This is a genomic window from Streptosporangium sp. NPDC051022 (assembly GCF_040683035.1).
Classification (GTDB): domain Bacteria; phylum Actinomycetota; class Actinomycetes; order Streptosporangiales; family Streptosporangiaceae; genus Streptosporangium.
This window is the reverse complement of record NZ_JBFBCF010000004.1, coordinates 128,310-153,259: the sequence shown is the minus strand read 5'-3', so window position 1 is coordinate 153,259 and position 24,950 is coordinate 128,310. Positions and strand designations below refer to the sequence as shown.

Here is a 24,950-nt window from a genome sequence, read left to right as displayed (position 1 = left end):
GGGAAAACCGGTGTGCCGCCGCGGCGGGGAAGTGTTCTGCCGCGGCGACCGCCGGTCGAAAGCGCGGGTCAGGGAACGAACGTCACGACCCCTGCGGGACCGGTGAGGTGTTCGCCTCCGCGGAGCCCGGTCGCGGTACGGTCCCCGGCCACCCCGGCGGGAACGGCCGTCGAGGCGCGTCCGTCGGCTTTCTGGATCATGATCAAATTAGCACCGGCGAACGGAGGCCTATGCCGAGTGCCGGGCCAAGAAACGTCAAAAACGCGATCAGTGAAGCGCCGCCCGCGTCCGGCGAGGCCAGGCACGGGCGGGCACAGACGGGCACAGACGGGCGCGATCGGACACGGTCGGACACGGTCGGGCGCGGGCACGGTCGGCGGGCGGGAGTCCGCGGGATGCCGGATGTCCCTTGGTGGGTCCGGCGGTGAGGGGTACGCCGGATGCGCGGCGGAGGTCGCGGTGGAGGTGGGGAGGGAAGCCGGATCGAGGCGGTCCGGTGAGGGAACGCGTGACGGCCCCCGCGGAAGCGGCGAGGGCCGTCGAGTCCGCCTCAGAGCGTTCTACGGGACACGCCTCAGACCGCGCCGGTCTTGACGCGCGTCAGGAAGTCGGCCCACACCTGGGGGGTGAACAGCAGGGCGGGCCCGCTGGGGTTCTTGCTGTCGCGTACCGCGACGACGCCGGGAAGGTTGGCGGCCACTTCCACGCATTCGCCGCCGTTACCGTTGCTACGGCTGCTCTTGCGCCACTGTGCGCCGGTCAGGTCCATGTGTTCATCCTCTTCTCGATGAAGGCCGCCGATGCGGCCTGGGGTAGGGCATAGGAGCGCAGGGCGTCGAACTGGGCCGATAGAGGGTCGACCCGCGCTGGATCCACCAGAAGCTGTGCGGCTTCCGCGTTCTCCATGTACACGATGTCGGGGGCGCCTTTGAAGGAGAGCACCAAGATGGGCCCTGCCAGCCCGGCGTGGGCGCCCACGTCGAAGGGGATCACCTGGATGGTGATCCTCGGTCGCATCGTGGCTTTCAGAAGGTGTTCCAACTGCCCGCGCATGACACCGCCACCGCCGATGGGGCGGGTCAGCACGGCCTCGTCCAGCAGGACGAAGAGGATCGGCGGGTCCGGCCGGTCGAGCAGTCGCTGCCGTTGCATACGCACGGTAATCATCTCCTCAACCTCCTTCTCGGTGTCGAACGGCCGTCCCGCCCGGGTCAGAGCCCGTGCGTAGTCCTCGGTCTGCAACAGTCCCGGCACCACCGAGAGCTGGTAGTTACGCAGTGTCCGGGCCTCCCACTCCAGCTCGAACAGCGAGCGCACCCAGGCGGGTGAGGACTCCCTGCCGATCAGCGGCCAGAGCTTCACGAGCGTCCCGCCCGTCTCCAGCACCTCGTCGCATCTCTGCGCGAACTTCCTGGTCGGAGCACGGGCGGCCGTCTCGATCAGGCCGACCAGAGAGGTGGAGTAAGAGGTACGTCTGGCCAGTTCCTGCTGGCTCCAGCCCATCGCCTCGCGCAGCCTTCGCAGCTCGGAACCCCAGTAGGCGCTGACGCTCGTACTGGGGTCCAGCTCTTTCGGTGCGGGCATGGGGGCTCCCGTTTTTCTGGGTCCTACAGGGGATGGGGTGGAACCTACAGCCGACCCGAACCGAGGTGCATGTACCTCTTCGTAGCCGAACATCTACAGAAAGTAATCACTCCTGTTCACTCTGGGAAGAGGAAACGGAGAATCGTTTCCATGGAATGCCGAAGGAGGTGGACGGTGATGATCGTCCAAGGTGCGCTCGCCGGGACGCCCGCCGTACACGCCGCCGATCTGCTCAAGGACGAGCTGACGCGACAGGGCGTCGAGGGCGACGTCCACGGCGGCTACGGCCTGGCGCTGGTGTCGGTGCGGGGGGATCTGGTGATCTGGACGGACGGCCTGGTCTACCGCTGGTGGACCGGGCGGATGTCTCCGAGGACGGGGCGGCGGCTCTACGCGGTCTACGGCGTGGACAACCCGGCCACCGTCGCGCGGGGGGTGATGTTGCGCTACGTCGAGCTCAGAAGGGAGCGCAGGGGGACCGTCGCGCCTCCGCCGGACAGGACGGTGCCTCCACCGGGCCGGGCGATCCGCCCCCAGATGGCCCCCGTCTTCTAGATCGCGTTTCGGCCCTTCCCCGCGCGGCGGGCGTCCTCCGCTGACGGTAGAGTCATCCGCCTCACCACCCGTACGGCGAGCCGGCGGCGCAGAGCGTCCGCCCCGCCGCACTCGCCCGGCGTGGCGGGCCGTCAGCACGGAGCGGCCGTCGAAGGGACTCCTCAACGTCATGAGACAGCGGTCGCGGGGCTGGCTCGTCGCGGTCACGGGCACACTGGTCGCCCTCGTCCTGGTGGGACACCGGTGGCTGCCCAACTGGCACGGGATGGGGAACACGCTCGACAGCGCCCTGCCGTGGTTCGGTCTCGCGATCCCGCTGCTCGCCCTGGCGGCGCTGGCCGGGTGGTCGCGGACGGCCGCGGCGGGGGCGCTGATCCCGGCCGTGACGTGGGGGGTGATGTTCGGGCCCGCGTTCCTGCGCACCGCCGGGAGCGGACCGTGGGACCTGCGCGTGGTCCACCAGAACGTCAACTTCGCCAACCCCGACCTGGCGGGGACCGCCAGGGCCCTGCGCGTCACCGGCGCGGACATCCTCGTGACGGCGGAGATGCCCGGCGATCCCGCGCTGGGGGACGGAACGATCGACCCCACGTTCGCCAGAGTGATCGACCCCGTCTATCCGTACCGGTTCCCGGACAACCCCGGTGTGGCGGTGTGGAGCAGGTATCCCTTCGAGGGCAGGCCGCAGGAGGTCCCGTGGGTGCCGCGTTCCCGGTACGCGACCATCCACACGCCGCAGGGCCCGGTGCGGCTGTACGCCGTGCACCTGGCGTCCTTCCGCCCCGGCGAGCCGGCGGTCATCGCGCTGCGCAACGCGGAGGTCGCGGCCCTGGCCGACGCGATCAGGGCGGATCCCAGCCCCCGGATCATCGTCGTCGGCGACCTCAACACCGCCGCCACCGACCGCCAGATGCGCCTGCTCACCGAGAGCCTCTCACCGGCGGCCGAACAGGCGGGCACCGGCCTGCAGTTCACCTGGCCGGCCGCCCTGCCCGTCGTCCGCCTCGACCACGTGCTCACCCGCGGTTTCACGGCGGTCGACAGCCGGGTGCTGCCGAGGTCGGTCAGCGACCATCGCGCGATCCTGGCCGACCTGCGGGTCTCGGACCCCTGAGGGGGCCTGTTCAGCGGAGCGCGGCCGCCTCGGCGGCCAGCTTCTCGATCCGGGAGTAGTCGCCGGAGGCGAGCGCGTCGGCCGGGGTGAGCCAGCTTCCGCCCACGCAGCCGACGTTCGGCAGGGCCAGGTAGCCGGGAGCCGTCGTGAGCTTGATCCCGCCCGTCGGGCAGAACCGCACGTCGGGCAGCGGGCCGCCCAGCGCCTTCAGGTACGGCAGGCCCCCCGCCGCCTCCGCGGGGAAGAACTTCATCTCGGTCAGCCCGCGTTCGGCCAGCGCGAGGATCTCCGAGGCGGTCGCCACCCCGGGCAGGAACGGCACGCCGCTGTCCTCCAGGGCGTCCAGCAGCGCGGGCGTGCTGCCCGGGCTGACCAGGAAGCGCGCCCCCGCGTCCACGGCGGCGGTCACGTCGGCGGCGGTGCGGATGGTTCCGGCGCCGATCACCGCCTCGGGCACCTCGGCGGCGATCCGCTCGACGGCCCGCAGCGCGTCGGCCGTGCGAAGGGTGACCTCGATCACCGGCAGGCCGCCCGCCACCAGGGCGCGGGCCATGGGAACCGCGGTCTCCGGGTCGTCGATCACGACGACCGGGATCACGGGGGCGATGTCGAGCAGACTCATGCGTACTCCATGTTGGACAGGCGCTGGCTCAGCCACGCGGCCGCGCCGACGAGCGCGGGCTGGGGGGCCACGATCAGGTTCGTGGCGATGCCGGACAGGTAGTCGTTCAGCGTGGGCGTGTTCTCGAACCGGCGGCGGAAGTCGCTGGAACGGACCCGCTCCACGATACGGGGCAGCACGCCGCCGCCGAGATAGACGCCGCCGCGGGCCCCCAGGGTGAGCGCCACGTTCCCGGCGAACGTGCCGAGCATCTCGCAGAACACCTCGACGGTCTCCGCGCACAGCGAGTCGTCCATCCTGGCCACGATGTCGGAGGCGGACAGCCGGGGCGCCCGGCTCCCGCGCACCACCGCCAGGGCGCGGTGCAGCCGGGTCAGCCCGGGCCCCGACAGCAGGTGCTCGGCCACCACGTGCTCCAGCCCGTCGGCGCGCAGCGCGCGGACGATCTCGTGATCCCGCTCGTCCAGGATCGGCACGGTGACGTGGCCGCCCTCGCCGGGGACCGGCACCCAGCCCTCGGCGGCGGGCACCAGAGCCCCGACGCCGAGACCCGTTCCCGGGCCGAGCACGGCCTTGACGCCGCGTGACGGCGCCGGGCCGCCCAGCGAGACCAGGTCGTCCTCCCCCAGGTACGGCAGGGACGCGGCCAAGGCCTCGAAGTCGTTGAGCAACTCGGCGTTCGGGATTCCCAGGGCGCGCACCGAACCCGACCACCCGGCGTTCGTGAGCCGGTAGCGGTCGCCCTCGATCGGTCCCGCTATCGCGATGCAGGCCGCTCCCGGCTGAACTCCGCCCGCGTGTTCCGCGAGATAGGCGGCTACGGCTTCGGGAAGCCCGTCGTGATCGGCGCCGGCCAGCACGGCCACCGCCTCGGGACGTCCGCCGCGCTCCGTGACCAGGCCGAAGCGGGCGTTGGTTCCTCCGATGTCGGCGACGAGCCAGGGCAGGCTCATCACCGGATCGTCCTCACTGCCGGGGGCCGTTCGTGAGGCCGGCGACGCTCTCGGCGTGGCCGTTCAGGGCGAAGATCCCGGCGCCGCGTTCGGCGGGGCCCGCCGTACGGCGGAAGGCGGCGAACAGCTCGCGTCCCGTGCCCACCCACTGGGCGTCGGTGAGCGGCGCGCCCTGCGGGGTGCGGGCCGCCAGCTCCTCGGCGGGGACCAGCAGCTGCAGGGTGCCCGCGGACGAGTCGAGGCGGATCGGGTCGCCGTCCCTGACCAGCGCGATCGGGCCGCCGTGGGCGGCCTCGGGGGACAGGTGGATGGCGGCGGGGACCTTGCCGGACGCCCCGGACATGCGGCCGTCGGTGACGATCGCCACCCGCTGTCCCCGGTCCAGCAGCACCGCCAGGGGCGGGGTGAGCTTGTGCAGCTCGGGCATGCCGTTCGCGCTCGGCCCCTGGTAGCGGATGACGGCGACGAAGTCCTGGCCGTCCAGCTCGCCCGTCTCGAAGGCGCGCAGCAGTTCCAGCTGGTCGTCGAAGACCTTCGCGGGCGCCTCGATGACCAGGTGCTCCTCCTTGACCGCCGAGACCTTGCTGACCGCGCGGCCCAGGTTGCCGTCGAGCATGTGGATGCCGCCGTCGGGGGAGAACGCCTCGGAGACGGGGCGCAGCACGTCGAGGTCGGTGCTGCCCTCGGCGCGCTCCTCCCAGAGCAGCTCGCCGTCCTTCAGCTGGGGGGCCGACCGGTAGTGATCGAGGCCGCGCCCGGCGATGGTCAGCACGTCGGCGTGGAGCAGCCCGGCGTCCAGCAGGTCGCCGATGAGCACCTGCATGCCGCCCGCGGCCTGGAAGTGGTTCACGTCGGCCTGGCCGTTGGGGTACATGCGGGTCAGCAGCGGCACCGCCTTCGACAGCGCGGCCAGGTCGTCCCAGAGCAGTTCGATGCCGGCCGCCGCGGCGATGGCGACGATGTGCATCGTGTGGTTGGTCGAGCCGCCGGTGGCCAGCAGCGCCACGCAGGCGTTGACGATCGCCTTCTCGTCGACGACCCTCCCGACGGGGGCGTACTCGCGGCCGTGCGCGGTGATCTCGACCGCCCGCCTGCCCGCGGCCCTCGTCAGCGCCTCGCGCAGCTCGGTGCGCGGATTGACGAAGGTCGATCCCGGCAGGTGCAGGCCCATGACCTCGATCATGACCTGGTTGGAGTTGGCGGTGCCGTAGAAGGTGCAGGTGCCGGGGGAGTGGTAGGAGCGCGCCTCGGCGTCGAGCAGCTCGGCCTTGCCGACCTTGCCCTCGGCGAACAGCTGCCGGGTGCGCGCCTTGACCTTGTTGGGCAGACCGGAGGTCATCGGCCCCGCGGGGACGAACACCGCGGGCAGGTGGCCGAAGTGCAGCGCGCCGATCAGCAGGCCCGGCACGATCTTGTCGCAGACGCCCAGCATGAGGGAGGCGTCGAACATGTCGTGCGAGAGCGCGATCGCGGTGGCCATCGCGATGACCTCGCGGCTGTAGAGCGACAGCTCCATGCCGGCGCGCCCCTGCGTGATGCCGTCGCACATCGCGGGCACGCCGCCCGCGAACTGCGCGACGCCGCCCGCCTGGCGGACGGCCGCCTTGAGGATCGGCGGGTAGGTCTCGTACGGCTGGTGCGCCGACAGCATGTCGTTGTAGCTCGACACGATCGCCACGCCCGGCTTGACGCCGGCCCGCAGGTCCGGCTTGTCGCCCTCGGCCGCGGCGGCGAAGCCGTGGGCCAGGTTGGCGCAGCCCAGGCTGCCCCGGGCCGGTCCGCGCTTGCGGGCCGCCTCGGCCTCGGCGTCGAGCCGCGTCAGGTAGGCGGTCCGGGTGGCGCGGCTGCGCTCGGTCAGGCGGTCGGTGATCTCCTGGATCACGGGGTTCATCCGGCCTCCTCCGTCGTCGTTTCGGTCTTCGTGCTTGCGGGGCCGCTCACGCCGGGCCCTCCTCGTGCCAGGTGCGGCCGCTGCGGGTGACGAGCTCGTGGGCTCCGGCCGGGCCGGAGGTGCCCGCGGGGTACGGCTCGGGCGGCGTGCCGTGTGACTCCCACTCGGTGAGGATCGGGTCGATCCACCGCCAGGCGGCCTCGACCTCGTCGCGCCGCATGAACAGGGTGGGGTTGCCGGTCAGGACGTCCATGAGCAGCCGCTCGTAGGCCTCGGGCACCCGGGTGGTGAAGGTCTCGGCGAAGCTCAGGCTGAGCGGGACCGGCTTGAGCGCCACCTCGCCCGCGCCCGGCTCCTTGGCCATGATGTGCAGTTGGATGCCCTCGCTGGGCTGCAGCCGCAGCACCAGCCGGTTGGGCGTGCTGCCCGGGTAGATCGAGTGGGGCACGTCCTTGAACTGCACCACGATCTCCGAGCACCGGTACGGCATGCGCTTGCCGGTGCGCAGGTAGAAGGGTACGCCCGCCCAGCGCCAGTTCTTCACCTCCGCGCGGATCGCGGCGAAGGTCTCGACGCGGTGCGAGGCCTCGGTCGGCGCGGTGCTGTCGGGCTCGTCGAGATACCCCGGGACCCGCTCGCCGCCGGACAAGCCCGCGGTGTACTGGCCGCGCACGGTGAAGCGGTCGACCTCGCCGCCGACGATGGGCCGCAGCGCCTGAAGGACCTTGACCTTCTCGTCGCGGATGGCCTCGCGGTCGTTGCGCGACGGGGGCTCCATCGCGACCAGGCAGAGCAGCTGGAGCAGGTGGTTCTGCACCATGTCGCGCAGCGCGCCCGCGTGGTCGTAGTAGCCGCGGCGGCCGGGGGTGCCCACGGTCTCGGCGGCGGTGATCTGGACGTGGTCGATCCACAGGGAGTTCCAGATCGGCTCCAGGAACGCGTTGGCGAAGCGGAGCACGAGCAGGTTCTGGACCGTCTCCTTGCCCAGGTAGTGGTCGATGCGGTAGATCTGCCGCTCGTCGAAGATGGCGCCGACCTCGTCGTTGATGCGCCGGGCGCTGGCCAGGTCGTGGCCGAGCGGCTTCTCCAGCACCACCCGCGAGGCGGGGGTGACCAGGCCGACGCGCTCCAGCTGCCGGCAGAAGGGACCGAAGGTCCGGGGCGGGCTGGCCAGGTAGAACACCCGGTTGCGCTCCTCGTGCCCGCCGAGCATGCCGGTGAGCTTCGCCCAGCCCGTCATGTCCTCGCCGACGATGTCGACGCAGACGTGGTGCAGCCTGCCCAGGAAGCGCTGCCAGAGGTCCAGGTCGTCGGCCGGTACCGATCCGCGGACCTGGGCGTCCACCTTGCCGCGGAAGTCGGCGTCGTCGAGCCCGCCCCGGGACATCGCGATGACGCGGGTCTCGGGGGACAGCAGGCCGTCTCGGTCGCAGTGGTACAGCGCGGGAAGAAGCTTCCGCATGGAGAGGTCACCTGTGCCGCCGAAGACGATCAGGTCGGCGGGCTGCGGGGTCTCGGACATGTGGAGGCTCCGTGGTGATCTACCGGAATTGGGGATAGATCGGACAGTATCCATAGCTTGGGCTCTATGCAAGCGGAGTTTTGTCATTCGAGATGAGAAAGTTTGAACTTTTCATTTCCTAAGGGGGTGTGATTCACTTAGCGGATGCCTCGACGTCCCGCTGCCGCGCTGGCCACCAGCGGTGAGGTGCTTCGCCTCATCCGCACCGGCGAGGCCGTCACGCGTGCGGACATCGGCCGTGTCACCGGCCTGTCCCGGCCCGCCGTCTCCCTGCGGGTCACCGAGCTGCTGGACCGCCGCCTCGTCGTCGAAGACAGCGAGGGCCCCTCGACCGGAGGACGCCCGCCGACCCGCCTGGTCTTCAACGCCTCGGGCGGTGTCGTGCTGGTCGCGTCCCTGGGGGCGAGCCGGGCGCAGATCGCCGTGTGCGACCTCGCGGGCGGCGAGCTGGCCCGCGCCGAGCTGGAGGTCGACGTCGAGGAGGGGCCGGACGTCGTCCTTCCCCTGGTCATGGAGACCTGGAACGACCTGCTCGGCGACCGGCCGGTCTCCCAGGTGCGCGGGGTCGGGCTGGGCGTGCCCGCCACGGTCGAGTTCGCGGCCGGCCGTACCGAGAGCGCCCGCATCATGGCGAGCTGGACCGGCGTCGCCATCCCGCCGATCATCGCCGAGCGCTTCCCGGCCCCCGTCTTCCTCGACAACGACGTCAACGTCATCGCGATCGGCGAGCACCGGGCCGTCTACGCCGGTGAGGCGGACGACCTGCTGTTCATCAAGGTCTCCACCCGGATCGGCTCCGGTGTCATCGCGGGCGGGGAGATCCTGCGCGGCGCGCTGGGCGCGGCGGGGGAGATCGGGCACATCCCGGTGCGCGACGGCGGGGGAGTGCTCTGCCGGTGCGGCAACGTCGACTGCGTCGACTCGGTGGCCAGCGGGACCGCGATACTGCGTGACCTGCGTGCCCGGGGACACGAGGTGAAGACCCTGGCCGACGTGGTGAGCCTGGTGCGGGCCGGTGACGCCGAGACCATGACCGTCGTCCGCAACGCCGCCCGGATGCTGGGGGAGGTCGTGGCCAGCGCGGTCAACCTGCTCAACCCCGCCGTGGTCGTCCTGGGCGGCGACGTGGCCGAGACCTTCCAGCCCCTGGTCTCCGGTGTGCGCGAGGTCGTCCACCGCCGCTCGACGGCCCTGTCGACCCGCAACCTGCGGATCGAGCGCAGCAGGCTCGGTCCCGGCGCGGGCATCGTCGGCTGCGCGCACATGGTCCTGGACCACATCCTCTCGCCCGAGGCCGTCGACGCGCTCCACTGACCGCTGGCGCCCCGGAGCGGTGCGCCGCGGGCCGGACGGTCAAGGTCCCGGACGACAGCGCGGCGAGCACGTCGCGGGCCGCGCTCCTCCCGCGGGGCACCTCCCGGTCGCAGGCCGGGGAGGGAGTCTCCGCGGCGGGCGGCGGTGAAGCCGGAACGCGGGGGCGTGCTCAGCGCTCCCAGGGGGCGGTCTCGCCCATCTTGGCGTAGTACCTGGCCAGGTGGTCCTTGATGCGTTCGACGTCCTTCCCGGGCACGTCGACCCCGCCCCGCGCCCCGTCCACGACGGCTCCCGCGGCTCGGACCGCGTGCGGGACGACCTTGAGCTCGCCGTCGACGACGTCGGCGATCGGCAGCTTGTAGCTTTTGAACTCGTCGGGTTCGTCGCCGTCGTACCACAGGTGCGCCTCGCGGTACTTGGCGTTCGGCTTCTCCTCGGCTCCCGCCCAGGCGCGTACGCGCCTGTCGGCGTCCTCCTTGTCCCACCGCCTGTCGTGGTCGGCCAGGGGCAGGTCGTGGAACTGCGTCACCGTCATGCCGGCCCTCCTCCCTCTTTCGCGCTCCGGCGGGTTCCCTACCCGTTCCGCCCGATCCATGTCCGAAGGCGAGGCTCCTTTGCCGGAGGGAGAGCAGGACGTGGCCTTTCCCGCTCGTGGGGGTCCCCGGCCGGTGGGCAGCGGGGCGCGTGCGGCGGGGACCCGGCGAGCCCGGATCCCCGTCCTTCGCCGGAAGGTCAGCCCTTGAAGGCGTCCTTGACGTGCTTGGCGGTGTCCTTCACCTTCTCCCCCGCCTGCTTGAGGTGACTCTTGCTCTGGTCGGCCCGGCCCTCGGCCTCCAGGCGCTCGTCGCCGGTGAGACGGCCCGCGCCCTCCTTGACCTTGCCGCCGACCTCTTCGGCCTTGTTGGAGATCTTGTCATCCGCACCCATGGTGTGATTCCTCCCCTTGTGACCTTCTGTGTGAGGTTTTTCCTCGCGAATCCTTCTGTCCATGGACGGAGGCGGTAAACATGCCGTTCACCCGGCCCCCGGTGCGGCGGGGCGGGGTGAGGGGCGGCCCGCCGTACGGTGAGACCTCTGATATAAATAATGAACAGTCATTATTTAATTGGGGGAGGGCAGGAGATGGCGGGGCGACCTCGCACGATCGACGAGCGGGACATCATGGCCGCGGTCGCGGCGGCGATCGGGAAAGCGGGGCCCGTCCGGCTCACCCTGGCCGACGTGGCCCGGGCCGCGGGGGTGTCGACGGGCGCGCTCGTGCAGCGCTACGGCAGCAAACGCGGCCTGCTGCTCGGCTTCGTCCGCTGGGAGACGGCCGGGGAGGCGTTCGTACGGCCCATGCGCGCGGCGTTCGAAGCGGCCCCCGACCCGGTCGAAGGGCTGATCAGGGCGGTGGTGCGCGCCGCCGGGCACGAGATGGACCCCCAGGAGTTCGCGAACAACCTGGCCTTCCTGCATCTGGAACTGGCCGACGACGAGTTCCGCGCGCTGCTGGGCGACCACGTCCGCGCCGTACGGGCGGAACTGCTCGGCTATCTGGGGGCCGCCGTGGCCGGCGGTCACCTGGTGGACACCGCCGACCTCGGCGCGCTCGCCGACGCCGCCGACTCCATCCGCAACGGCACCCAGCTCACCTGGGCGGCGACCAGATCCGGATCGCTCGCCGACGCGCTCCGCCGGGACCTGCGGACCCTGCTCGACCCCTATCGCCCCACCGAGGAGAAGCAGTGAACGACGGACAGGTGGCCCTGGTGGCGGGAGCGACCCGGGGCGGTGGGCGGGGAATCGCCGTCCAGCTCGGCGCCACGGGAGCGACCGTCTACGTGACCGGCCGTACGACGGCGGCGTCGAAATCGCCGATGAACCGCTCGGAGACCATCGAGGAGACCGCGGAGCTGGTGACCGCGGCCGGTGGGCGGGGCATCGCCGTACAGGTCGACCATCTCCAGGAGGAGCAGGTGCGCGACCTGGTCGCCAGGATCGCCGCCGAGCAGGACGGGCGCCTGGACGTCCTGGTCAACAACGTCTGGGGCGGCGACCCGCTGACCGTGTGGGACAGACCCCTGTGGGAGCAGCCGCTCCAGCAGGGGCTGCGGCTGCAGGGCCAGGCCGTGCACACCCACATCATCACCAGCTGGCACGCGCTGCCCCTGATGGTCGCCCGGCGCAGGGGGCTGGTCGTCGAGGTCACCGACGGGCTGGACGACCACGGTTACCGGGGCACCTTCTTCTACGACCTGGCCAAGGCGGGCGTGATCAGGATCGCCCAGGCCCAGGCCGCCGACCTGAAGCCGTACGGGGTGACCGCGCTCGCGCTCACCCCCGGGTTCCTGCGCTCGGAGGCGATGCTCGACCACTTCGGGGTGACCGAGGAGAACTGGCGCGACGGCATCGCCAGGGACCCGTACTTCGCGATGTCGGAGACCCCCGCCTACGTCGGCCGCGCGGTGGCCGCGCTCGCGGCCGACCCCCGGGTGTACCGCTGGAGCGGCAGATCCCTGGCCAGCTGGCAGCTGGCCAGGGAGTACGGCTTCACCGACGCCGACGGCTCGCGTCCCGACTGGGGACGCTACTTCGCCGACTCCCAGCGCGGTGAGGCGGGCGATCCGCGGGACTACCGCTGACCGCGGCCCGCCTCACCCCCGGGCGCCGGGGGAGAACCGCGACGGCCAGGGTGGGGGCCGTGACGCCGCGCCTCACCCCAGGGCGCCGGAGGGGCAGACGCGCCGCTCCATGGAGAGCATGGGGCTCGAGTATCGCGCGCTGGTCCCGGCGTCGGTGTAGCCGAGGCGGCGGTAGAGGTCGATGACCTGCCGGCGTTGAGGCATGACGTCGAGGACGAGGCGGGCGAAGCCGTTCAGCTCGGCGTGTTCGTGCGCGTGGTGCATCAGGATCCTGCCGACCCCGCCGCGGTGGGCCGGGCGCGCGTACAGGCGCTTGATCTCGGCGGCGTCCGTGCCGGGGACGGGCTTGAGGCCGACACAGCCGACCGGGGTGTCGTCACGATAGGCGACCAGGAACACGCCGGGGGCGCGGTAGGCGAGGGCCGGGTTCCGGCACTCGTCCCGCAGGGACGCGGACAGCTCGTCGACGGCGGCCGGGGCGGGGCGGCCGAGCTCCACCTGGGTGGCCGCCATGTACTCGAAGATCAGCGCGCCGGCGTCCGCGTCCCGGCCCGCCGCGCACGCGTCCAGAACGCGGACCGGAGTCGTCACGACGCCACCCGCCCGTCGTGTGGACGGACCGTGGGCCGGGGTGGCGGAAGCTCGTGGGGAGCCCGAGGCTCGCTGCAAATCAGTCGCATCTGCCTATCATGGGCGACTTTCCGGACATCTCTTGACGGTTTGCCGCAGAGTCGCGAGTCCGGCCCCCGGCCGCCGTGCGTGCCCGCCTCTCCGCCGGTCGCCGCCCTGGCCGTGCCGGCGCGCCCGCCTCTTCGTCAGTCGCTGTCCGTCCCCGTGCCTGTCTCCGTGCCTGTCTCCGTGTCCGCGCCCGTGTCCGTCCCCGTTTCGGTCCCCGTGTCCGCGCCCGTTTCGGTCTCCGTGTCCGTGTCTGTTCCCCCGCCCGGCCGGTAGTGCTCCTCGCCGCCCGCGAAGTCCTTGCCGACCGCGGTGAACTCCAGGGTCTCGCCGCCCTGCAGGGTGAGGGTGAGGCCGATCTGCGCGCCGGGCTTCACCTCCTTCTTCACCCCCATGAGCATGAGGTGGTCGCCGCCCGGCTGGAGCTGGAGCGTTCCTCTGGCGGGGATCACGAACCCGCCCTTCTTCTGCCGCATCACCGCCTTGCCGCCGGAGTCGACCACCTCGTGCAGCTCGATCTTCCGCGACAACGGGGAGCTGCCCGACACGACGGTCATGTCGACGTCGGTGTTGTTGACCAGGGTGCCGAAGGCGGCGGTCATCTTCTTCTTGGTGCTCTTCACCCACGGGTCGGTGATCGCCAGCGGTGGTCCCTCGGCGGGGGCGTTGGGCGCGGCCTGCTGGGCGGCCGTGGTCGCGGCGGCCGGCGCGGCCTGCTGATCCGCGGGCTGCTCGGTGGACTGCGCGCCGCAGGCGCTCGCCGAGACGGCGGCGAGAGCGGCCAGGAGACCGGTGGAGAGAGCACGACGAACGATCATGAAAGGACCTTTCCAGGTGTACGGCGCCGCGGCCGGAGCAGTGGTCGACATGCCGTCACACGCGCCGGAGAGATCAGGTGAGACGTCCGGCGTCGCCCTGCCGGGATCAGAGTGCCGGGAGAGGCCGCCCGCGGGACACCGTGGTGATGGCCGGGAAACGGGCGGGGTGAAGGAGTGCGGTCGCGGGCATGGTGCGGCAATCATCACACAGGACACGGCCCTGCTCCACGTAACGGCGCGGCGCGTCCATGGCAAATGAATTCGATGGGAAGTGCGCTGTGAGCGGAAAGCGCTCACAGCGAACGGCGCGAAAGTCCGGGGCCGGGGCGCGTTATGGTCGCAGGGATTCGGCGTTCGTAAACTTTGATTCGGAGTGAGGGAAAGACATGGCCGGTTCGAAGCCCGTGCCCGAGGACCAGCTGTACCAGCGGCTGCTGCGCAAGCGGATCGTCGTGCTCGGCAGCGAGGTGAACGACGAGGTGGCCAACCGGATCTGCGGTGAGTTGCTGCTGCTGTCGGCCGGCGACGACCGGCGTGACATCTGGCTCTACATCAACTCGCCGGGCGGCTCCGTGTCCGCGGGGATGGCCATCTACGACGTGATGCACTACATCCCCAACGACGTCGCCACGGTCGCGATGGGCATCGCGGGTTCCATGGGACAGTTCCTGCTCTGCGCGGGCGCGCCGGGCAAGCGCTACGCGCTGCCGCACACCAGGGTCATCATGCACCAGCCGTCCGGCGGCCTGGGCGGAACCGCCACCGACATCGCCATCCAGGCCGAGCAGATGCTCTACACCAAGCAGATGATGCGCGAGCGGATCGCCTTCCACACGGGGCAGACGCTGGAGCAGATCGAGCATGACTGGGATCGCGACCGCTGGTTCACCGCCACGGAGGCCAGGGACTACGGGTTCGTCGACGAGGTCGTCCGCACCACCAGTGAGGTCGGCTCGGAGAATTAGCCGTTCGTTCCTGAAATAACTTTTCCGGCTGATTTCCGGCGCCCGCCGGAAATCGCGCCGAGGTTTTCCGCCGGTGTGCGTTCCGGGATTTCGGCGTGCATTCCGGGGGTGAGGAGGGCCCGCCGCGCTGCTTGTGGACAAGCCGGGGAAGAGCGTGGCGGGCCGTTCCCTTTCCGTTCACGCGCGTGAGGGCAGCGCTTCGTTCACGCGTGTGAGGGCGGTGCGAAGGCGGCGCGTCACGCGGCGCGCCGGGTGGGGCCGCCCTCAGCGGTGGCAGAGCAGGCAGCGCAGGGCGTGCTCCAGGGACTCGGCGTCGCCGACGGGGACGGGCCAGGGCAGGCGGATCAGCGTGGGATCGTCGATGCCCGAGCGGACGGTCGCGCCGAAGCGGTCGAGTTCCCAGAGCCAGACGTCGGGGACGGGGCCGTCGAGCAGGGAGGTCAGGGCGCGCTCCAGCTGCTGCCGGTGCGCGCCGTTGATGTGGTCGAGCATGCGCTCGGCGACGTTCATCAGCGGGTCGGGATGGGCGCCGAGATACTCGTCACCGTCGAGGACGCCGGACTCGGGGCCGGTGAGATAGATCACCTGGCCGACGTCGACGCGCAGCAGCCGGGGGCCGCCGCCCTCCAGGGCTTCGAACAGGGCCTCGTCGGGGCAGCGCTCGGCGATCGCCACCGCGGCCCGCCGCGCCTCGGCCTCCGGTACGGCCTGCGCCCACCCCTGCACCTTGAGCAGCCCGCGCGAGGCCTCCACCCCGCCGAGAGAGCGGCTGGCCGTCAGGTCGACGGTCACCACCGGCTCGTCCGGCGCGCCGTGCAGCGGGTCTCCCGGCAGGACCAGCAGCACCGGGCGGCCGGCGTCGTCCACGCCGCCCCTGACGGGTATCGCGGGCAGGTCGGTGCCCGCGAGGGAGACGTGGGTCGGAAGGGCGGTGGCGGCCAGGGTGCGGACCCGCTCGGGGATCGGGGGAGCGGTGACGGGCTGCATGAACAGGCTCTCCTTGAGATCGGGGGACCATTTCGCCTAAGGTAAGGCTTACCTCACTAAGGCAAACCTAATCACAGAGGAGTGACTGTGCGCTACACCGGGCCCAAGGTGCGGCTGTCCCGCAGGGCGGGCGTCCCGCTGACCCGCAAGGCCGTCCGCTACTTCGAGGAGCGGCCCTATCCGCCGGGCGAGCACGGGCGCAAGACCAACAGGCGGCAGACCGGCGACTACGGGTTGCGGCTGATGGAGAAGCAGAAGCTGCGCTGGTACTACGACGTCTCGGAGCGGCAGATGCGCCGCTACTGGGACATGGCACTGCGCGGCGGCGGGCGTTCCGGAGCCGAGCTGGTCGTGCTGCTGGAGAGCCGCCTGGCCTCCCTCGTCCTGCGCGCGGGGCTCGCCCCGTCCATCTACGCGGCCCGCCAGTACGTCACCCACGGTCACATCACCGTCGACGGCCGCAAGGTCGACATTCCCAGCTACCTGGTCAAGCCCGGCCAGGTCGTCGCGGTACGCCAGAGGTCCCGGGGAATGCAGCCGTTCGTCGCCGCGGCCGAGGGCGTCCACGCCGACGACCGGACCGCCGCCTACCTCGACGTCAGCCACGCCGATCTCCGGTTCACGCTGGTCGGCCGCCCGTCGCGCGAGCAGATCGCGGTCCCGGTGGACGAGCAGCTCGTCGTGGAGTTCTACTCCCGCTGACCCGCGCCCGCCCGCGTCACCGGGCCCGATGAGGCCCAGGTGACGCTCCGGTGAGGCCCCGGTGACGTCCCGCGCCGCTCACCCGCCGCCGGGCGTCACCGGGACCCGGTCCCGCAGTTCGCGGACCTCCGCCCTGAGCGCGGTCAGCTCCGCGAGCACGGCGGCGCTCATCTCCTCCGTCGCACGGATCGTCGCCCGCGCGTTCTCCTCGTCGCGCTCGTCCTCCATCGCGCTGACCACGACCGCGATGAAGAGGTTCAGCACCACGAAGGTGCACACCAGCATGAACACCACGAAGAAGATCCAGGCAGACGGGTGCTCGTCCATCACCTCGCGGGTGATGTCGGACCATCCGTCCCCGGTCATCATCTGGAACAGGGTGAACAGCGAGGTCGGCAGGTCCCCGAAGTAGTCGGGCGCGGTGGCGTGATAGAGCTTGGTGCCCATCACCGCCGTGACGTAGAGCACCAGCCCGAGCAGCAGCACGATCGACGTCATACCAGGGACCGCGTTGAGCAGGGCCGTCACGACCTTGCGCAGGCTGGGCACCACCGAGATCAGTCGCAGCGCCCGCAGGATGCGCAGCGCGCGCAGCACCGACAGGCCGCCCGCGGTCGGCAGCAGGGAGATCATGACGATCGAGGTGTCGAAGAGGTTCCACGGGTCCAGGAAGAAGCGCCCGCGGTAGACGTAGATCTTGGCGAGCAGTTCCGCGACGAAGATGTAGAGCGCCACGTGGTCGACGACGGTGAGCGCCGTGCCGTACCGCTCGACGGCCCCGGCCGAGGTCTCCAGGCCCAGGGTCGCCGAATTGATCACGATGACCGCGATGATGACCTGCTGGAAGCGCTGAGCCTCCAGGGCGGCGCGGGCACGCTCGCGCAGCGGCACGAATGACTCCCCCTGGGTCGTGGGCCGGGTGAACTGCCGGAAGATCATATCGTTTTGGGAGGCTTTCGCCCGCTCGCACCGGCTCGGCGGACCGGCTCAGCCGACCGGCCCGGCGGACCGGCGGACCGGCCCGGCGACCGGACGCCGGGCCGGCGGGACGGTCGCGGAGGCCGCGCCGGTGGGTGCGGAGGGCCGCGCGGACACCGGGGCGTCCGCGCGGTCTCACCGGGCCGTGGTCTCACCGGGCCGTGGTCTCACCGGGTGGGAGCGGGGGTGCGGCCCGGTGGGGGCCGATGCGGCGACCATTGATCTTCGCCGCGTTCGTGACCGTCCGGGCGCCGGTACGGCGGGTGGCGAGGCGGGGCGGGTGGCGAGGTGGGGCGGATCGGCGCCGGTGAACGGCGTCCGCCCCGGTGAACGTTCCCGGTCGCGGCGTCAGCCGCAGGTCAGGTCGGGATTGGGGATGGGGGCGCAGGGGCCCTGGTTCCCGCCTCCGTCGACGACCTGCCCCTGGGGCGCCCAGATCAGGGGGCCGGTGTTGGAGGCGCCGGTGTTGCGGGCCAGCCGGATCCTGGATCCGGGGGTGGTACGGAGGTGGATGCCACCCCTGACCGGGTTGCCGTCACGGTCCCTGATCCCGTTGGGCGAGCGGCCGTTGCTGTAGAACACGTTGTCGGAGATCCACTCGGGGTTGTCACGGTCGAGCTTGTTGTCGACGAGGACGCCCGCGCTGCGGTTGCCGGTGAACCGGTTCTGCGTGATCGTGTAGCCGGTGGAGTCGTAGCTCCGGAAACCGACGTTGTTGTCCCTGATGACGTTGTCCCTGATCGTGTTGGTCGTCTCAGGGTCCTGCGGCACGCTGCCGGAGATGGCGGTCGCCGTGTTCCTCATGGTGTTGCCGACGAACAGGTTGCGGGTGGACTCTCCCAGCAGCGAGATGCCGAAGTTGTCGAAGACGTTGCCGCTGTAGAGGCCGTCGCTCGACTCCTCCAGCCGCAGGGCGCCGCCGCTCAGCGCGCTGGACCGGATCGTCGCGCCGGTCTGGTCGAGCAGGAAGGCGTTGTGCACTGTGCAGTCGTCGACGGTGACCGTGGACTTCACGGCCGACAGGCCGTCCAGGGCGCAGGTCTGCTGGGTTCCGCCGAACGAGGCCGAGGCGTGGGTGAGGCGCACCTTCGCGTTGTCGGTGAACCGCGTCCGGGTGACCGTCAGCTTTATGTCTCCCCACTTCGTGTTCGTGCCGGGGCCGGTGGCCGAGATGCCGCTGGTGAAGCCGGAGATCGTGCCGTTGTCCACCACCGTGTTGTGGTGGCCGCCGATCTCGATGCCGCTTCCGGGGGAGCCGGGTCCCCTGATCGTGTGGCCCGCGAGGTCGATGACGAGGTTGTCGGCGCCGACGACCAGCGCGGTGTTGTCCGGACAGACGAGGTCGGCGGTCAGGGTCACGTCCGAGATCACCACGTCACCGCACCGCACCTGGACCGGGGCTGCCGAAGGCGGGACGGCGAAGGCCGGGGAGGCGGGGGAGGCCACACCGAGTCCGGCCGCGGCCAGGGTCGCCGCGACGACCGCCCGCACCACCTTCGGTAATCGGTCTCCGCCGCGCCGCGTGTCGTTCGAGGTCATTGCTCTGCTCCTCCGAGATTCTCCTGACCGTTTTCCGGAAATTTGGTGAGAAATCCACCAGTGCCGGAGTTATGGATCAAGAGTGCACGAAGATCGGCGGGCGGAGAAGACCGTGGACGGCGCGACCGTGCGGGCACCGGGCCGCGCCGCCCTACGCCACCCCTACCGCGGCGGGCCGTACGGCTCGATCCGCGGGTCGGAGTAGGGGCCGCCGCCCGCCGCCGGGTCGATCCGGCAGGCGGCCGCCTCGGTCACCCGCAGGCCGTACAGGCCCTGGCCGGGGTCGATGAGCACCAGACCGTAACCGGTGTCGACCTCCTCGCTCGACAGGCCGAGACGGTCCATGGCCTGTTCGAGCGTCGCCTGGGCTGCGAGCCGCACGGTGATGAGAAACATGTCCTCACGCTACGCGCAGGTCCCTGCGGCGCAACGAGGTGAGGATCCCCGAGACGTCGACGACCCCGTAGCCGTAGTCGTAGTCGAACCCGACGCTCCCCCGGTCGTCGGCGGTACGGCGCAGCAGGGCGCGCAGCTGGGCCGGGGGCAGCTGGGCGGCCGGCCAGCGGGTGCGGATGGCCGCCACCAGGCCCGCGGTGACCGGGCAGGCGGCCGAGGTGCCGGAGTCGGGCTCGCCGTCGCCGAAGGCCTTGGAGCCGGAGAAGTGGGTGTAGGAGCAGATGTCCGGCTTGCGAAGGGTGAGGCGGCCGGGGCCCTGCGAGGAGTATCCGACCCGCTCGCCGCCGGTGTCCACGCCGCCGATCGACAGCGCGCGCGGGTGGGAGTTGCCGCCCCCGATCGGGCGGTCGGGGTAGGCGCACCGGCTGTCCCTGCACTCGCGCCCGCAGTTGCCCGCGGCGAACAGCACGTCGGCGCCCGCCTGCTCCAGGCTGGAGATGATCAGGTTGAACGGGTGGGCGGCGTTGTCGGAGTAGTTGCCGGGGTGGCCGACGGGGAAGTCCCAGCGGGGGGAGAAGGAGCCCCAGCTGTTGCTGACGACGAGGGAGCGGGTCGCCGCGGGCTGGGCGTCCAGCACGGTCCGCAGGTGGGCGAAGGCCGCGACCGCGTCGGACAGCAGGCCGTCCATTGCGGAGCCGCCGGGGCGCCGCGACAGCAGCACGGGGATGTCGATCAGCGACGCCCCGGGGGCGGCGATGAGCGCGTCGAAGGCGCACATCGTGCCGTGGTCGACCCGGAACTGGCCCGGGAGTCCGGTCACCCCGCTGGGGTTCCAGCTGTTGCGGGCGTCCAGGGTGAGGCCGTGGCCGATGTGCTGGGTGACGTGCGCGGTGTTGATGCCGGTGTCCACGATCGCCAGCGAGACGCCGGACCCGTTCAGCCCCTCGGCCTGGAGCTCGGGGACGCGCAGCAGCCGTTCGACGTCGTGCCAGTCGCCGACGGGGGCGTCGCCGCCGCAGGTGAGGCTCGACTCGATCACCGGGTCGGCGTGCACTCCCACGATGTCGGAGCGCAGGCCGGGCAGCAGGGCGAGCCGGGTGGACAGTTCGTCGTCGGAGATCTCGCCGCGGACCAGGACCGAGGCGTCCTCGGCGGCCAGCGAGAACGTCAGGGCCTGGTTCAGGGACAGGGGGTCGCCGCCGTTGGCGGGCACGGGGCGGGGCACCGCCACCGGGGTGAAGGAGTGGTCGAGGACGACGCCGGGCAGACCGTCGGACACGTCGGCCGTGGTCGCGGTCACACTCGGGTCGGCCACGGCCGCGACGACGTCGGGAGAGGGGCGGAGCTGGATCAGGACTCGCATGTGCACCACCGGGGCTCGGGGGATCGAACCCCACCACGTTCCTGCATCCGCCGTGCCTCCGTCCAGCGGTCAAAAACGGCGCTGACCAGGGCTTATGCCGTCCAAAAGGGTCAAATCGCCGGGACTGATTTTCTTCCTCGCCGGGGTAGCGATCACTAGCGTTGGAGGACATGACCGCAGCGGCGGAGACGACGCCATTCTCATGTTCCGACGCCGGATCCGCCGACTGGCCGGGCGTCCGGCCCCGGCTGGTCACGGCCAGCGCCTTCATGCTCTTCCTGGAGCTCGCGCTGATCCGGTGGACCGGGTCGAACATCGTGCACCTGAGCTATTTCACGAACTTCGTTCTGCTCGGCTCGTTCCTCGGCATCGGGCTCGGTTTCCTGAGGGTCGGGCGCGCGACGCGGCAGCCGTACTACTCGCCGGTCACGCTGGCCGTCCTCGTGCTGGCCGTCCTGATCTTCCCGGTCACCGTCGACCGGCAGACCGAGGGGGTGCTGTACTGGACGAGCCTGGGCACCAGCGGACCGCCGCCGTGGCTGATCCTGCCGGTGGTCTTCGTGGCCGCGGCGGTCGTGCTGATGGGCCCGGCGGAGCTGGTCGGGCGCTGTTTCCCGCGGCTGGAGCGGCTGGAGGCCTACCGCTACGACCTCCTCGGCAGCCTCGCCGGCATCGGGCTGTTCACCGCGCTGTCGTTCCTCGGCGCGCCGCCGGTGGTCTGGGGGACGGTCGCCGCGCTCGCCTACACGGTGCTGCTGCGGCCGCGCACGCTCCGCGGGCGGGTGGCGCTCGCCGTCCCCTCGCTCGTCGTCGTCGGGGCGCTCGCGGCCGAGACGCTGACGGCGGGCGCGCTGTGGTCGCCGTACTACAAGGTGACCTACGACCGCTTCGTCTGGCACGGGGTCCCGATGATGGACATCCAGGTCAACGGCATCCCGCACCAGCAGGCCGTTCCCGCGGCGAACCGGCTGGAGTGGGAGCGGCAGTACGCCCTGCCGTACGAGCGGGCGGCGACGCGGCGGCCGGACGACGTGCTGATCGTCGGCGCGGGCAGCGGGACCGACGTGGCGATCGCGCTGCGCAAGGGCGCCCGGCACGTGGACGCGGTCGAGATCGACCCCAGGCTCCACGAGCTAGGCGGCACCTACCACCCGGACCGGCCGTACGACGACCCCCGGGTCACCACCGTCGTCACCGACGGCCGCGCCTTCCTCGAGCGTACGGCGAGCAGGTACGACCTGATCCTGTTCGCGCTGCCCGACTCGCTCACGCTGGTCTCCGGGGCCAGCTCGCTGCGGCTGGAGAGCTACCTGTTCACCCGGGAGGCCATGGAGGCGGCCCGCGACCACCTCAAGCCCGGCGGCGCCTTCTCGATGTACAACTACTACCGGGAGAGCTGGCTGGTCGACCGGCTCGCCGCCACCGCGCAGGCCGCCTTCGGCCACAAGCCGTGCGTCGACGTCGTCAGCCAGGCGGGTCAGCAGGCCGTGATCACCGCGGGGCTCACCGCCGACGCCCAGAGGTGCGGCGCCGAGTGGGCGGGCGCGACCGCGCTCACCCCGCCGCCGACCGGCGACGACCGGCCCTTCCTCTACCTGAGGGACCGGACCGTCCCGTGGATCTACCTCGTCACCCTCGGCCTGATCCTGCTGGTGAGCGCGCTGGCGGTGCGCGCGGTCGCCGGGCCGTACCGGCGGATGAGGCCCTACGCCGACCTGTTCCTGCTGGGCATGGCGTTCATGCTGCTGGAGACCAGGAGCGTGACCGGGTTCGCGCTGCTGTTCGGCACGACCTGGGTGGTGAACGCGGTCGTGTTCGCCGGGGTGCTGGCCGCCGTGCTCGCCGCGGTCGAGGTGACGCGCCGCCTGCCGACCCCGCCCCTGCCCGTCATGTACGGCCTGCTCCTGGGCGGCCTGGCACTGGCGTGGCTGGTGCCGGACTCCTGGCTGCTCGGCCTGCCGGTCGTCCCCAGGGCGGTGGCCGCCGTGGTCGTGGCGTTCCTGCCGATCTTCGCGGCCAACGTGGTGTTCGCCAGGCGCTTCGCCGGCTCCGCCGACGGCACGACGGCCTTCGGCGCGAACCTGCTGGGCGCGATGGCCGGGGGCTGCCTGGAGTATCTGGCGCTGGTCGTCGGCTACCAGGCCCTGCTGCTCTTGGCGGGCGCGCTCTATCTCGGCGCCTTCGCCCTGCTGCCCGGGAACGCGCGGGCCGGGGGAGCGGTGCGGGCGGGCTGACCTTTCGGGGACCGGCGCGGGGCGGCGCGGGGCGGCGCGTGGCCGCGCGGAAGGCGGCGAAAGCGGCGGGGCGGAAGGCGGCGAAAGCGGTCGCGCGGAGGGCCGGAAAAGGGCCGTGGCCCGGCCCCTGGTCGGGGGCCGGGCCACGGGACAGGCCACGGGACGGGTGGGCCTCAGAAGCCGCAGAGCTCGTCGAGGGACTTGGCGGAGCCGTTCTGGGTGGGCGTCTGGTGCGGCAGCGCCCGCACGGTCTTGCTGGCGGAGGGGGTCGGCGTGGCGCCGCTCGCGCCGGGCGAGGCCGCCGTCCCGGTGCTCGCCCCGGTGCTCGGGCCGGTGCTCGTGCCGGGCGAGGCGGTCACCCCGGCGGCCTGGGCGCGGCGGGACGGCTGGACGGACTGGCGCAGCGCCTTGAGGGTCGCGGCGCGGATCTTCTGCCAGTCGGGGGAGCCGGAGTAGAACTCCGGCGGCACGAACTGGAGGCTGGTGATCCTGCCGCCCTTCACCTTGAGGGCCAGCTCGGTCAGCGGGTCCAGCAGTTCGCGGGGGATGTCGGTCTTGGCCATCTTCTTGGCGACGTTCGCGATCTTGACGAAGTTCGTCAGGACGACCGAGGGGGTGGCCTGCTGGGCGAAGGCGCCGATGACGCACCGCTGACGGCTCATCCGGGAGAAGTCGTCGCTGCCGACGCGGGAGCGGCCGTACCAGAGGGCCTCCTCGCCCGACAGCGTCCGGTAGCCGGCCTTGATCGTGCCCGCGGTGCCGTAGAGGCCGCCCCACGGGACGTCCTGGTCCACCCGGATCTTCAGCCCGCCGATGGCGTCGACCAGGCGGGCGAAGCCGAACATGTTGACCAGGGCGTAGTAGTCGATCTTCAGGTTGAGGGTGTAGCCGATAGCCTCCATGAGCGCCTTCGGCCCCCGCTGGCCGTCCTTGCCCTGGACGACCTCGGGGTGCTCCTCGCCGTACTGCCAGACCTCGTTGAGCAGGCCGCCGTTGGGCAGCTCGCGCATGAAGCCGTTGGGGAACTGCCTGCCCAGCGCGCTGTCCGGCGGGAAGCGGACGTGCTGCAGGTTGCGGGGCAGGCTGAACATGACCGTGTTGCCGGTCTCGATGTGCACGCTGGCCACGGTCATGCTGTCGGTCCTGATGCCCTCCCTGTTGCCCGCGCCGTCGCCGCCGACGAGCAGGAAGTTCACCCGGTCGCGCCCGTTCCAGGGATCCTCGTGCTTGATGGGGGTCACGGCCGGGTCGTCGCCCGTGCTGCTCTGGAAGATGGCGTTGGCCATGTCCCTGCCGGTCAGCGCGGCGCTGGCCGCCAGCGCGAACGGGGACATCACCGCGACGCACAGCACGCCGATCGCGATGCCGGAGACGATCTGGCCCTTGCCGGTGAGCCGGTTGGGCCGCAGGGAGATGTAGGAGGAGAGCACCAGCAGGAACCAGGCGACCGCGCCCACCCCGGCGAGGATCGCCGCGGTCAGCAGCGTGCTGTCCCGCGTCAGAAAGCCGATGTTGCCCCACAGGAGGAGCGCGGCGACCACCGCGGCCGCCAGCAGCACGCCGAAGAGGGTGAGCAGGACGTAGCCGGTGCGGCGGCGCCCGGAGCGCAGGTGGGCCGCGCCCGGCAGGATCACCGACAGGCCGGTCCAGCCGATGAGCGAGGCGGTCGTCATCGGCTTCGCGAATCTGGGCCCCTTCTTGGCGGAGCGGCCGGAGCCGGGGGCCGGGGCGGGCGTCGCGGCGGGCGTCGCGGCGGTGGTGTCCCGCGGTGCGGCCCCCGCCGCCGGGCCGGGGCCCTGGGCTCCGGCGGTCTCGGCCGCCGGGCCGCTCTCCTGGGCCGGGGCGCCCTCGCCGCCCTGCCGGGTCTCCGGGGTCTGCCCGGCGGGCGTAGCGGGGGAGTGCCCGGCGCCGGGGCCGGCTCCGTCCGCCGTCTCGTGCCGCCGGGTGTGCTGTTTCCCGTCCTTGCCGGCAGGATCCCCCGAGTCTTGCCCAAGGCCCATGGTCACACCGCTTCCTACTACGTCCTACCCCGGTCCACCTGGTAGAACAGCCGAGGCCCCCCGATTACACGGAATTGGCAGGATTCTAGCCCCATACCTGGACATGACAGACAG

25 protein-coding genes are annotated in these 24,950 nt (G+C 71.6%); 8 read left to right on the top strand and 17 right to left on the bottom strand.

The genetic code is table 11. The annotated features are described in order from the left end of the window. Positions 1-68 precede the first annotated feature (68 nt). The 3 genes from AB0N02_RS09830 to AB0N02_RS09820 form a co-directional block, all read right to left on the bottom strand. A complete protein-coding gene (locus tag AB0N02_RS09830) occupies positions 69-200 on the bottom strand; it encodes a hypothetical protein (protein WP_363944453.1) in 132 nt (43 codons plus the stop codon). A 374-nt stretch (positions 201-574) separates the two neighbouring features. Further along, the gene (locus AB0N02_RS09825; protein WP_363944451.1) at positions 575-769 is read right to left on the bottom strand and encodes a DUF397 domain-containing protein; all 195 of its coding nucleotides are present in this window, start codon (positions 767-769) and stop codon (positions 575-577) included. Beyond that, positions 760-1,584, bottom strand: a complete 825-nt coding sequence (locus tag AB0N02_RS09820) for a helix-turn-helix transcriptional regulator (RefSeq protein WP_363944449.1) — start codon at positions 1,582-1,584, stop codon at positions 760-762. Before AB0N02_RS09820 ends, AB0N02_RS09825 begins: the two co-directional genes overlap by 10 nt. Positions 1,585-1,761: 177 nt before the next feature. On the opposite strand from AB0N02_RS09820, the gene AB0N02_RS09815 reads away from it, so the two are divergent. Further along, positions 1,762-2,139, top strand: a complete 378-nt coding sequence (locus tag AB0N02_RS09815) for a hypothetical protein (RefSeq protein ID WP_363944448.1) — start codon at positions 1,762-1,764, stop codon at positions 2,137-2,139. Between the two features lie 169 nt (positions 2,140-2,308). Beyond that, positions 2,309-3,253 carry an endonuclease/exonuclease/phosphatase family protein gene (locus AB0N02_RS09810; RefSeq protein ID WP_363944446.1) on the top strand — a complete coding sequence of 315 codons (945 nt, stop codon included), beginning with the start codon at positions 2,309-2,311 and terminating at the stop codon, positions 3,251-3,253. A 10-nt stretch (positions 3,254-3,263) separates the two neighbouring features. Here AB0N02_RS09810 and eda read toward each other — a convergent pair whose 3' ends face one another. From eda to zwf, 4 genes are read right to left on the bottom strand one after another with little or no spacing between them, the layout of a single operon-like run. Continuing rightward, positions 3,264-3,875: a bifunctional 4-hydroxy-2-oxoglutarate aldolase/2-dehydro-3-deoxy-phosphogluconate aldolase gene (gene eda / locus AB0N02_RS09805; protein ID WP_363944445.1), complete on the bottom strand. Its 612-nt coding sequence runs from the start codon at positions 3,873-3,875 to the stop codon at positions 3,264-3,266. Then, a complete protein-coding gene (glk, locus tag AB0N02_RS09800) occupies positions 3,872-4,828 on the bottom strand; it encodes a glucokinase (protein ID WP_363944443.1) in 957 nt (318 codons plus the stop codon). Before glk ends, eda begins: the two co-directional genes overlap by 4 nt. 13 nt (positions 4,829-4,841) lie before the next feature. Then, a complete protein-coding gene (gene edd, locus AB0N02_RS09795) occupies positions 4,842-6,719 on the bottom strand; it encodes a phosphogluconate dehydratase (RefSeq protein WP_363944442.1) in 1,878 nt (625 codons plus the stop codon). A gap of 46 nt (positions 6,720-6,765) precedes the next feature. Continuing rightward, positions 6,766-8,241 (bottom strand): glucose-6-phosphate dehydrogenase, encoded by a 1,476-nt coding sequence (gene zwf / locus AB0N02_RS09790; RefSeq protein ID WP_363944440.1) that lies wholly within the window; start codon positions 8,239-8,241, stop codon positions 6,766-6,768. 144 nt (positions 8,242-8,385) lie between these two features. Between zwf and AB0N02_RS09785 the strand changes: the two genes are divergently transcribed. Then, a complete protein-coding gene (locus AB0N02_RS09785; protein WP_363944438.1) occupies positions 8,386-9,555 on the top strand; it encodes an ROK family transcriptional regulator in 1,170 nt (389 codons plus the stop codon). 169 nt (positions 9,556-9,724) lie between these two features. Here AB0N02_RS09785 and AB0N02_RS09780 read toward each other — a convergent pair whose 3' ends face one another. Together AB0N02_RS09780 and AB0N02_RS09775 are read right to left on the bottom strand one after the other, a co-directional pair. Beyond that, the gene (locus AB0N02_RS09780; RefSeq protein ID WP_363944436.1) at positions 9,725-10,090 is read right to left on the bottom strand and encodes a hypothetical protein; all 366 of its coding nucleotides are present in this window, start codon (positions 10,088-10,090) and stop codon (positions 9,725-9,727) included. A 197-nt stretch (positions 10,091-10,287) separates the two neighbouring features. Further along, positions 10,288-10,482 carry a CsbD family protein gene (locus AB0N02_RS09775; protein WP_363944434.1) on the bottom strand — a complete coding sequence of 65 codons (195 nt, stop codon included), beginning with the start codon at positions 10,480-10,482 and terminating at the stop codon, positions 10,288-10,290. 195 nt (positions 10,483-10,677) lie between these two features. Here AB0N02_RS09775 and AB0N02_RS09770 point away from each other — a divergent pair, with 195 nt between their 5' ends. Next, positions 10,678-11,286 carry a TetR/AcrR family transcriptional regulator gene (locus AB0N02_RS09770; protein WP_363944432.1) on the top strand — a complete coding sequence of 203 codons (609 nt, stop codon included), beginning with the start codon at positions 10,678-10,680 and terminating at the stop codon, positions 11,284-11,286. Beyond that, a complete protein-coding gene (locus tag AB0N02_RS09765; protein ID WP_363944430.1) occupies positions 11,283-12,179 on the top strand; it encodes an SDR family oxidoreductase in 897 nt (298 codons plus the stop codon). The genes AB0N02_RS09770 and AB0N02_RS09765 overlap by 4 nt, the downstream gene beginning before the upstream one ends. A gap of 72 nt (positions 12,180-12,251) precedes the next feature. Here the strand turns inward: AB0N02_RS09765 and AB0N02_RS09760 are convergent, their stop codons facing one another. After that, positions 12,252-12,770, bottom strand: coding sequence for a GNAT family N-acetyltransferase (locus AB0N02_RS09760; protein WP_363944428.1), 519 nt, complete (start codon positions 12,768-12,770; stop codon positions 12,252-12,254). 224 nt (positions 12,771-12,994) lie between these two features. Beyond that, positions 12,995-13,672: a copper chaperone PCu(A)C gene (locus AB0N02_RS09755; protein ID WP_363944427.1), complete on the bottom strand. Its 678-nt coding sequence runs from the start codon at positions 13,670-13,672 to the stop codon at positions 12,995-12,997. A 386-nt stretch (positions 13,673-14,058) separates the two neighbouring features. Between AB0N02_RS09755 and AB0N02_RS09750 the strand changes: the two genes are divergently transcribed. Continuing rightward, entirely contained in the window at positions 14,059-14,637 is a 579-nt protein-coding gene (locus AB0N02_RS09750; protein ID WP_363944426.1) for an ATP-dependent Clp protease proteolytic subunit, read from the top strand. A gap of 264 nt (positions 14,638-14,901) precedes the next feature. Here the strand turns inward: AB0N02_RS09750 and AB0N02_RS09745 are convergent, their stop codons facing one another. Continuing rightward, positions 14,902-15,624: a DUF2470 domain-containing protein gene (locus AB0N02_RS09745; protein WP_363944424.1), complete on the bottom strand. Its 723-nt coding sequence runs from the start codon at positions 15,622-15,624 to the stop codon at positions 14,902-14,904. Positions 15,625-15,711: 87 nt separating this feature from the next. Between AB0N02_RS09745 and rpsD the strand changes: the two genes are divergently transcribed. Further along, the gene (rpsD, locus tag AB0N02_RS09740) at positions 15,712-16,326 is read left to right on the top strand and encodes a 30S ribosomal protein S4 (RefSeq protein ID WP_363944422.1); all 615 of its coding nucleotides are present in this window, start codon (positions 15,712-15,714) and stop codon (positions 16,324-16,326) included. Between the two features lie 78 nt (positions 16,327-16,404). Here rpsD and AB0N02_RS09735 read toward each other — a convergent pair whose 3' ends face one another. The 4 genes from AB0N02_RS09735 to AB0N02_RS09720 all read right to left on the bottom strand — a co-directional run bounded on the left by AB0N02_RS09735 (position 16,405) and on the right by AB0N02_RS09720 (position 20,602). Continuing rightward, entirely contained in the window at positions 16,405-17,265 is an 861-nt protein-coding gene (locus tag AB0N02_RS09735; protein ID WP_363944421.1) for an ion transporter, read from the bottom strand. Between the two features lie 387 nt (positions 17,266-17,652). Further along, on the bottom strand, positions 17,653-18,843 hold the full coding sequence (locus AB0N02_RS09730) for a right-handed parallel beta-helix repeat-containing protein (RefSeq protein WP_363944420.1): 1,191 nt from the start codon (positions 18,841-18,843) through the stop codon (positions 17,653-17,655). Between the two features lie 162 nt (positions 18,844-19,005). Further along, a complete protein-coding gene (locus AB0N02_RS09725) occupies positions 19,006-19,239 on the bottom strand; it encodes a hypothetical protein (RefSeq protein ID WP_363944419.1) in 234 nt (77 codons plus the stop codon). 4 nt (positions 19,240-19,243) lie between these two features. After that, on the bottom strand, positions 19,244-20,602 hold the full coding sequence (locus AB0N02_RS09720; protein WP_363944418.1) for a S8 family serine peptidase: 1,359 nt from the start codon (positions 20,600-20,602) through the stop codon (positions 19,244-19,246). Between the two features lie 170 nt (positions 20,603-20,772). Between AB0N02_RS09720 and AB0N02_RS09715 the strand changes: the two genes are divergently transcribed. Next, positions 20,773-22,836 (top strand): spermidine synthase, encoded by a 2,064-nt coding sequence (locus tag AB0N02_RS09715; protein WP_363944417.1) that lies wholly within the window; start codon positions 20,773-20,775, stop codon positions 22,834-22,836. Positions 22,837-23,009: 173 nt separating this feature from the next. Here the strand turns inward: AB0N02_RS09715 and AB0N02_RS09710 are convergent, their stop codons facing one another. Beyond that, entirely contained in the window at positions 23,010-24,836 is a 1,827-nt protein-coding gene (locus tag AB0N02_RS09710; RefSeq protein ID WP_363944416.1) for an LCP family protein, read from the bottom strand. Positions 24,837-24,950: the final 114 nt, after the last annotated feature.

Bases quoted from the DNA above. Each gene is read 5' to 3' on its own strand.
- AB0N02_RS09830 (WP_363944453.1), bottom strand. From the start codon at position 200: ATGATCCAGAAAGCCGACGGACGCGCCTCGACGGCCGTTCCCGCCGGG.
- AB0N02_RS09825 (WP_363944451.1), bottom strand. From the start codon at position 769: ATGGACCTGACCGGCGCACAGTGGCGCAAGAGCAGCCGTAGCAACGGT.
- AB0N02_RS09820 (WP_363944449.1), bottom strand. From the start codon at position 1,584: ATGCCCGCACCGAAAGAGCTGGACCCCAGTACGAGCGTCAGCGCCTAC.
- AB0N02_RS09815 (WP_363944448.1), top strand. From the start codon at position 1,762: ATGATCGTCCAAGGTGCGCTCGCCGGGACGCCCGCCGTACACGCCGCC.
- AB0N02_RS09810 (WP_363944446.1), top strand. From the start codon at position 2,309: ATGAGACAGCGGTCGCGGGGCTGGCTCGTCGCGGTCACGGGCACACTG.
- eda (WP_363944445.1), bottom strand. From the start codon at position 3,875: ATGAGTCTGCTCGACATCGCCCCCGTGATCCCGGTCGTCGTGATCGAC.
- glk (WP_363944443.1), bottom strand. From the start codon at position 4,828: ATGAGCCTGCCCTGGCTCGTCGCCGACATCGGAGGAACCAACGCCCGC.
- edd (WP_363944442.1), bottom strand. From the start codon at position 6,719: ATGAACCCCGTGATCCAGGAGATCACCGACCGCCTGACCGAGCGCAGC.
- zwf (WP_363944440.1), bottom strand. From the start codon at position 8,241: ATGTCCGAGACCCCGCAGCCCGCCGACCTGATCGTCTTCGGCGGCACA.
- AB0N02_RS09785 (WP_363944438.1), top strand. From the start codon at position 8,386: ATGCCTCGACGTCCCGCTGCCGCGCTGGCCACCAGCGGTGAGGTGCTT.
- AB0N02_RS09780 (WP_363944436.1), bottom strand. From the start codon at position 10,090: ATGACGGTGACGCAGTTCCACGACCTGCCCCTGGCCGACCACGACAGG.
- AB0N02_RS09775 (WP_363944434.1), bottom strand. From the start codon at position 10,482: ATGGGTGCGGATGACAAGATCTCCAACAAGGCCGAAGAGGTCGGCGGC.
- AB0N02_RS09770 (WP_363944432.1), top strand. From the start codon at position 10,678: ATGGCGGGGCGACCTCGCACGATCGACGAGCGGGACATCATGGCCGCG.
- AB0N02_RS09755 (WP_363944427.1), bottom strand. From the start codon at position 13,672: ATGATCGTTCGTCGTGCTCTCTCCACCGGTCTCCTGGCCGCTCTCGCC.
- AB0N02_RS09750 (WP_363944426.1), top strand. From the start codon at position 14,059: ATGGCCGGTTCGAAGCCCGTGCCCGAGGACCAGCTGTACCAGCGGCTG.
- AB0N02_RS09745 (WP_363944424.1), bottom strand. From the start codon at position 15,624: ATGCAGCCCGTCACCGCTCCCCCGATCCCCGAGCGGGTCCGCACCCTG.
- AB0N02_RS09735 (WP_363944421.1), bottom strand. From the start codon at position 17,265: ATGATCTTCCGGCAGTTCACCCGGCCCACGACCCAGGGGGAGTCATTC.
- AB0N02_RS09730 (WP_363944420.1), bottom strand. From the start codon at position 18,843: ATGACCTCGAACGACACGCGGCGCGGCGGAGACCGATTACCGAAGGTG.
- AB0N02_RS09725 (WP_363944419.1), bottom strand. From the start codon at position 19,239: ATGTTTCTCATCACCGTGCGGCTCGCAGCCCAGGCGACGCTCGAACAG.
- AB0N02_RS09720 (WP_363944418.1), bottom strand. From the start codon at position 20,602: ATGCGAGTCCTGATCCAGCTCCGCCCCTCTCCCGACGTCGTCGCGGCC.
- AB0N02_RS09715 (WP_363944417.1), top strand. From the start codon at position 20,773: ATGACCGCAGCGGCGGAGACGACGCCATTCTCATGTTCCGACGCCGGA.
- AB0N02_RS09710 (WP_363944416.1), bottom strand. From the start codon at position 24,836: ATGGGCCTTGGGCAAGACTCGGGGGATCCTGCCGGCAAGGACGGGAAA.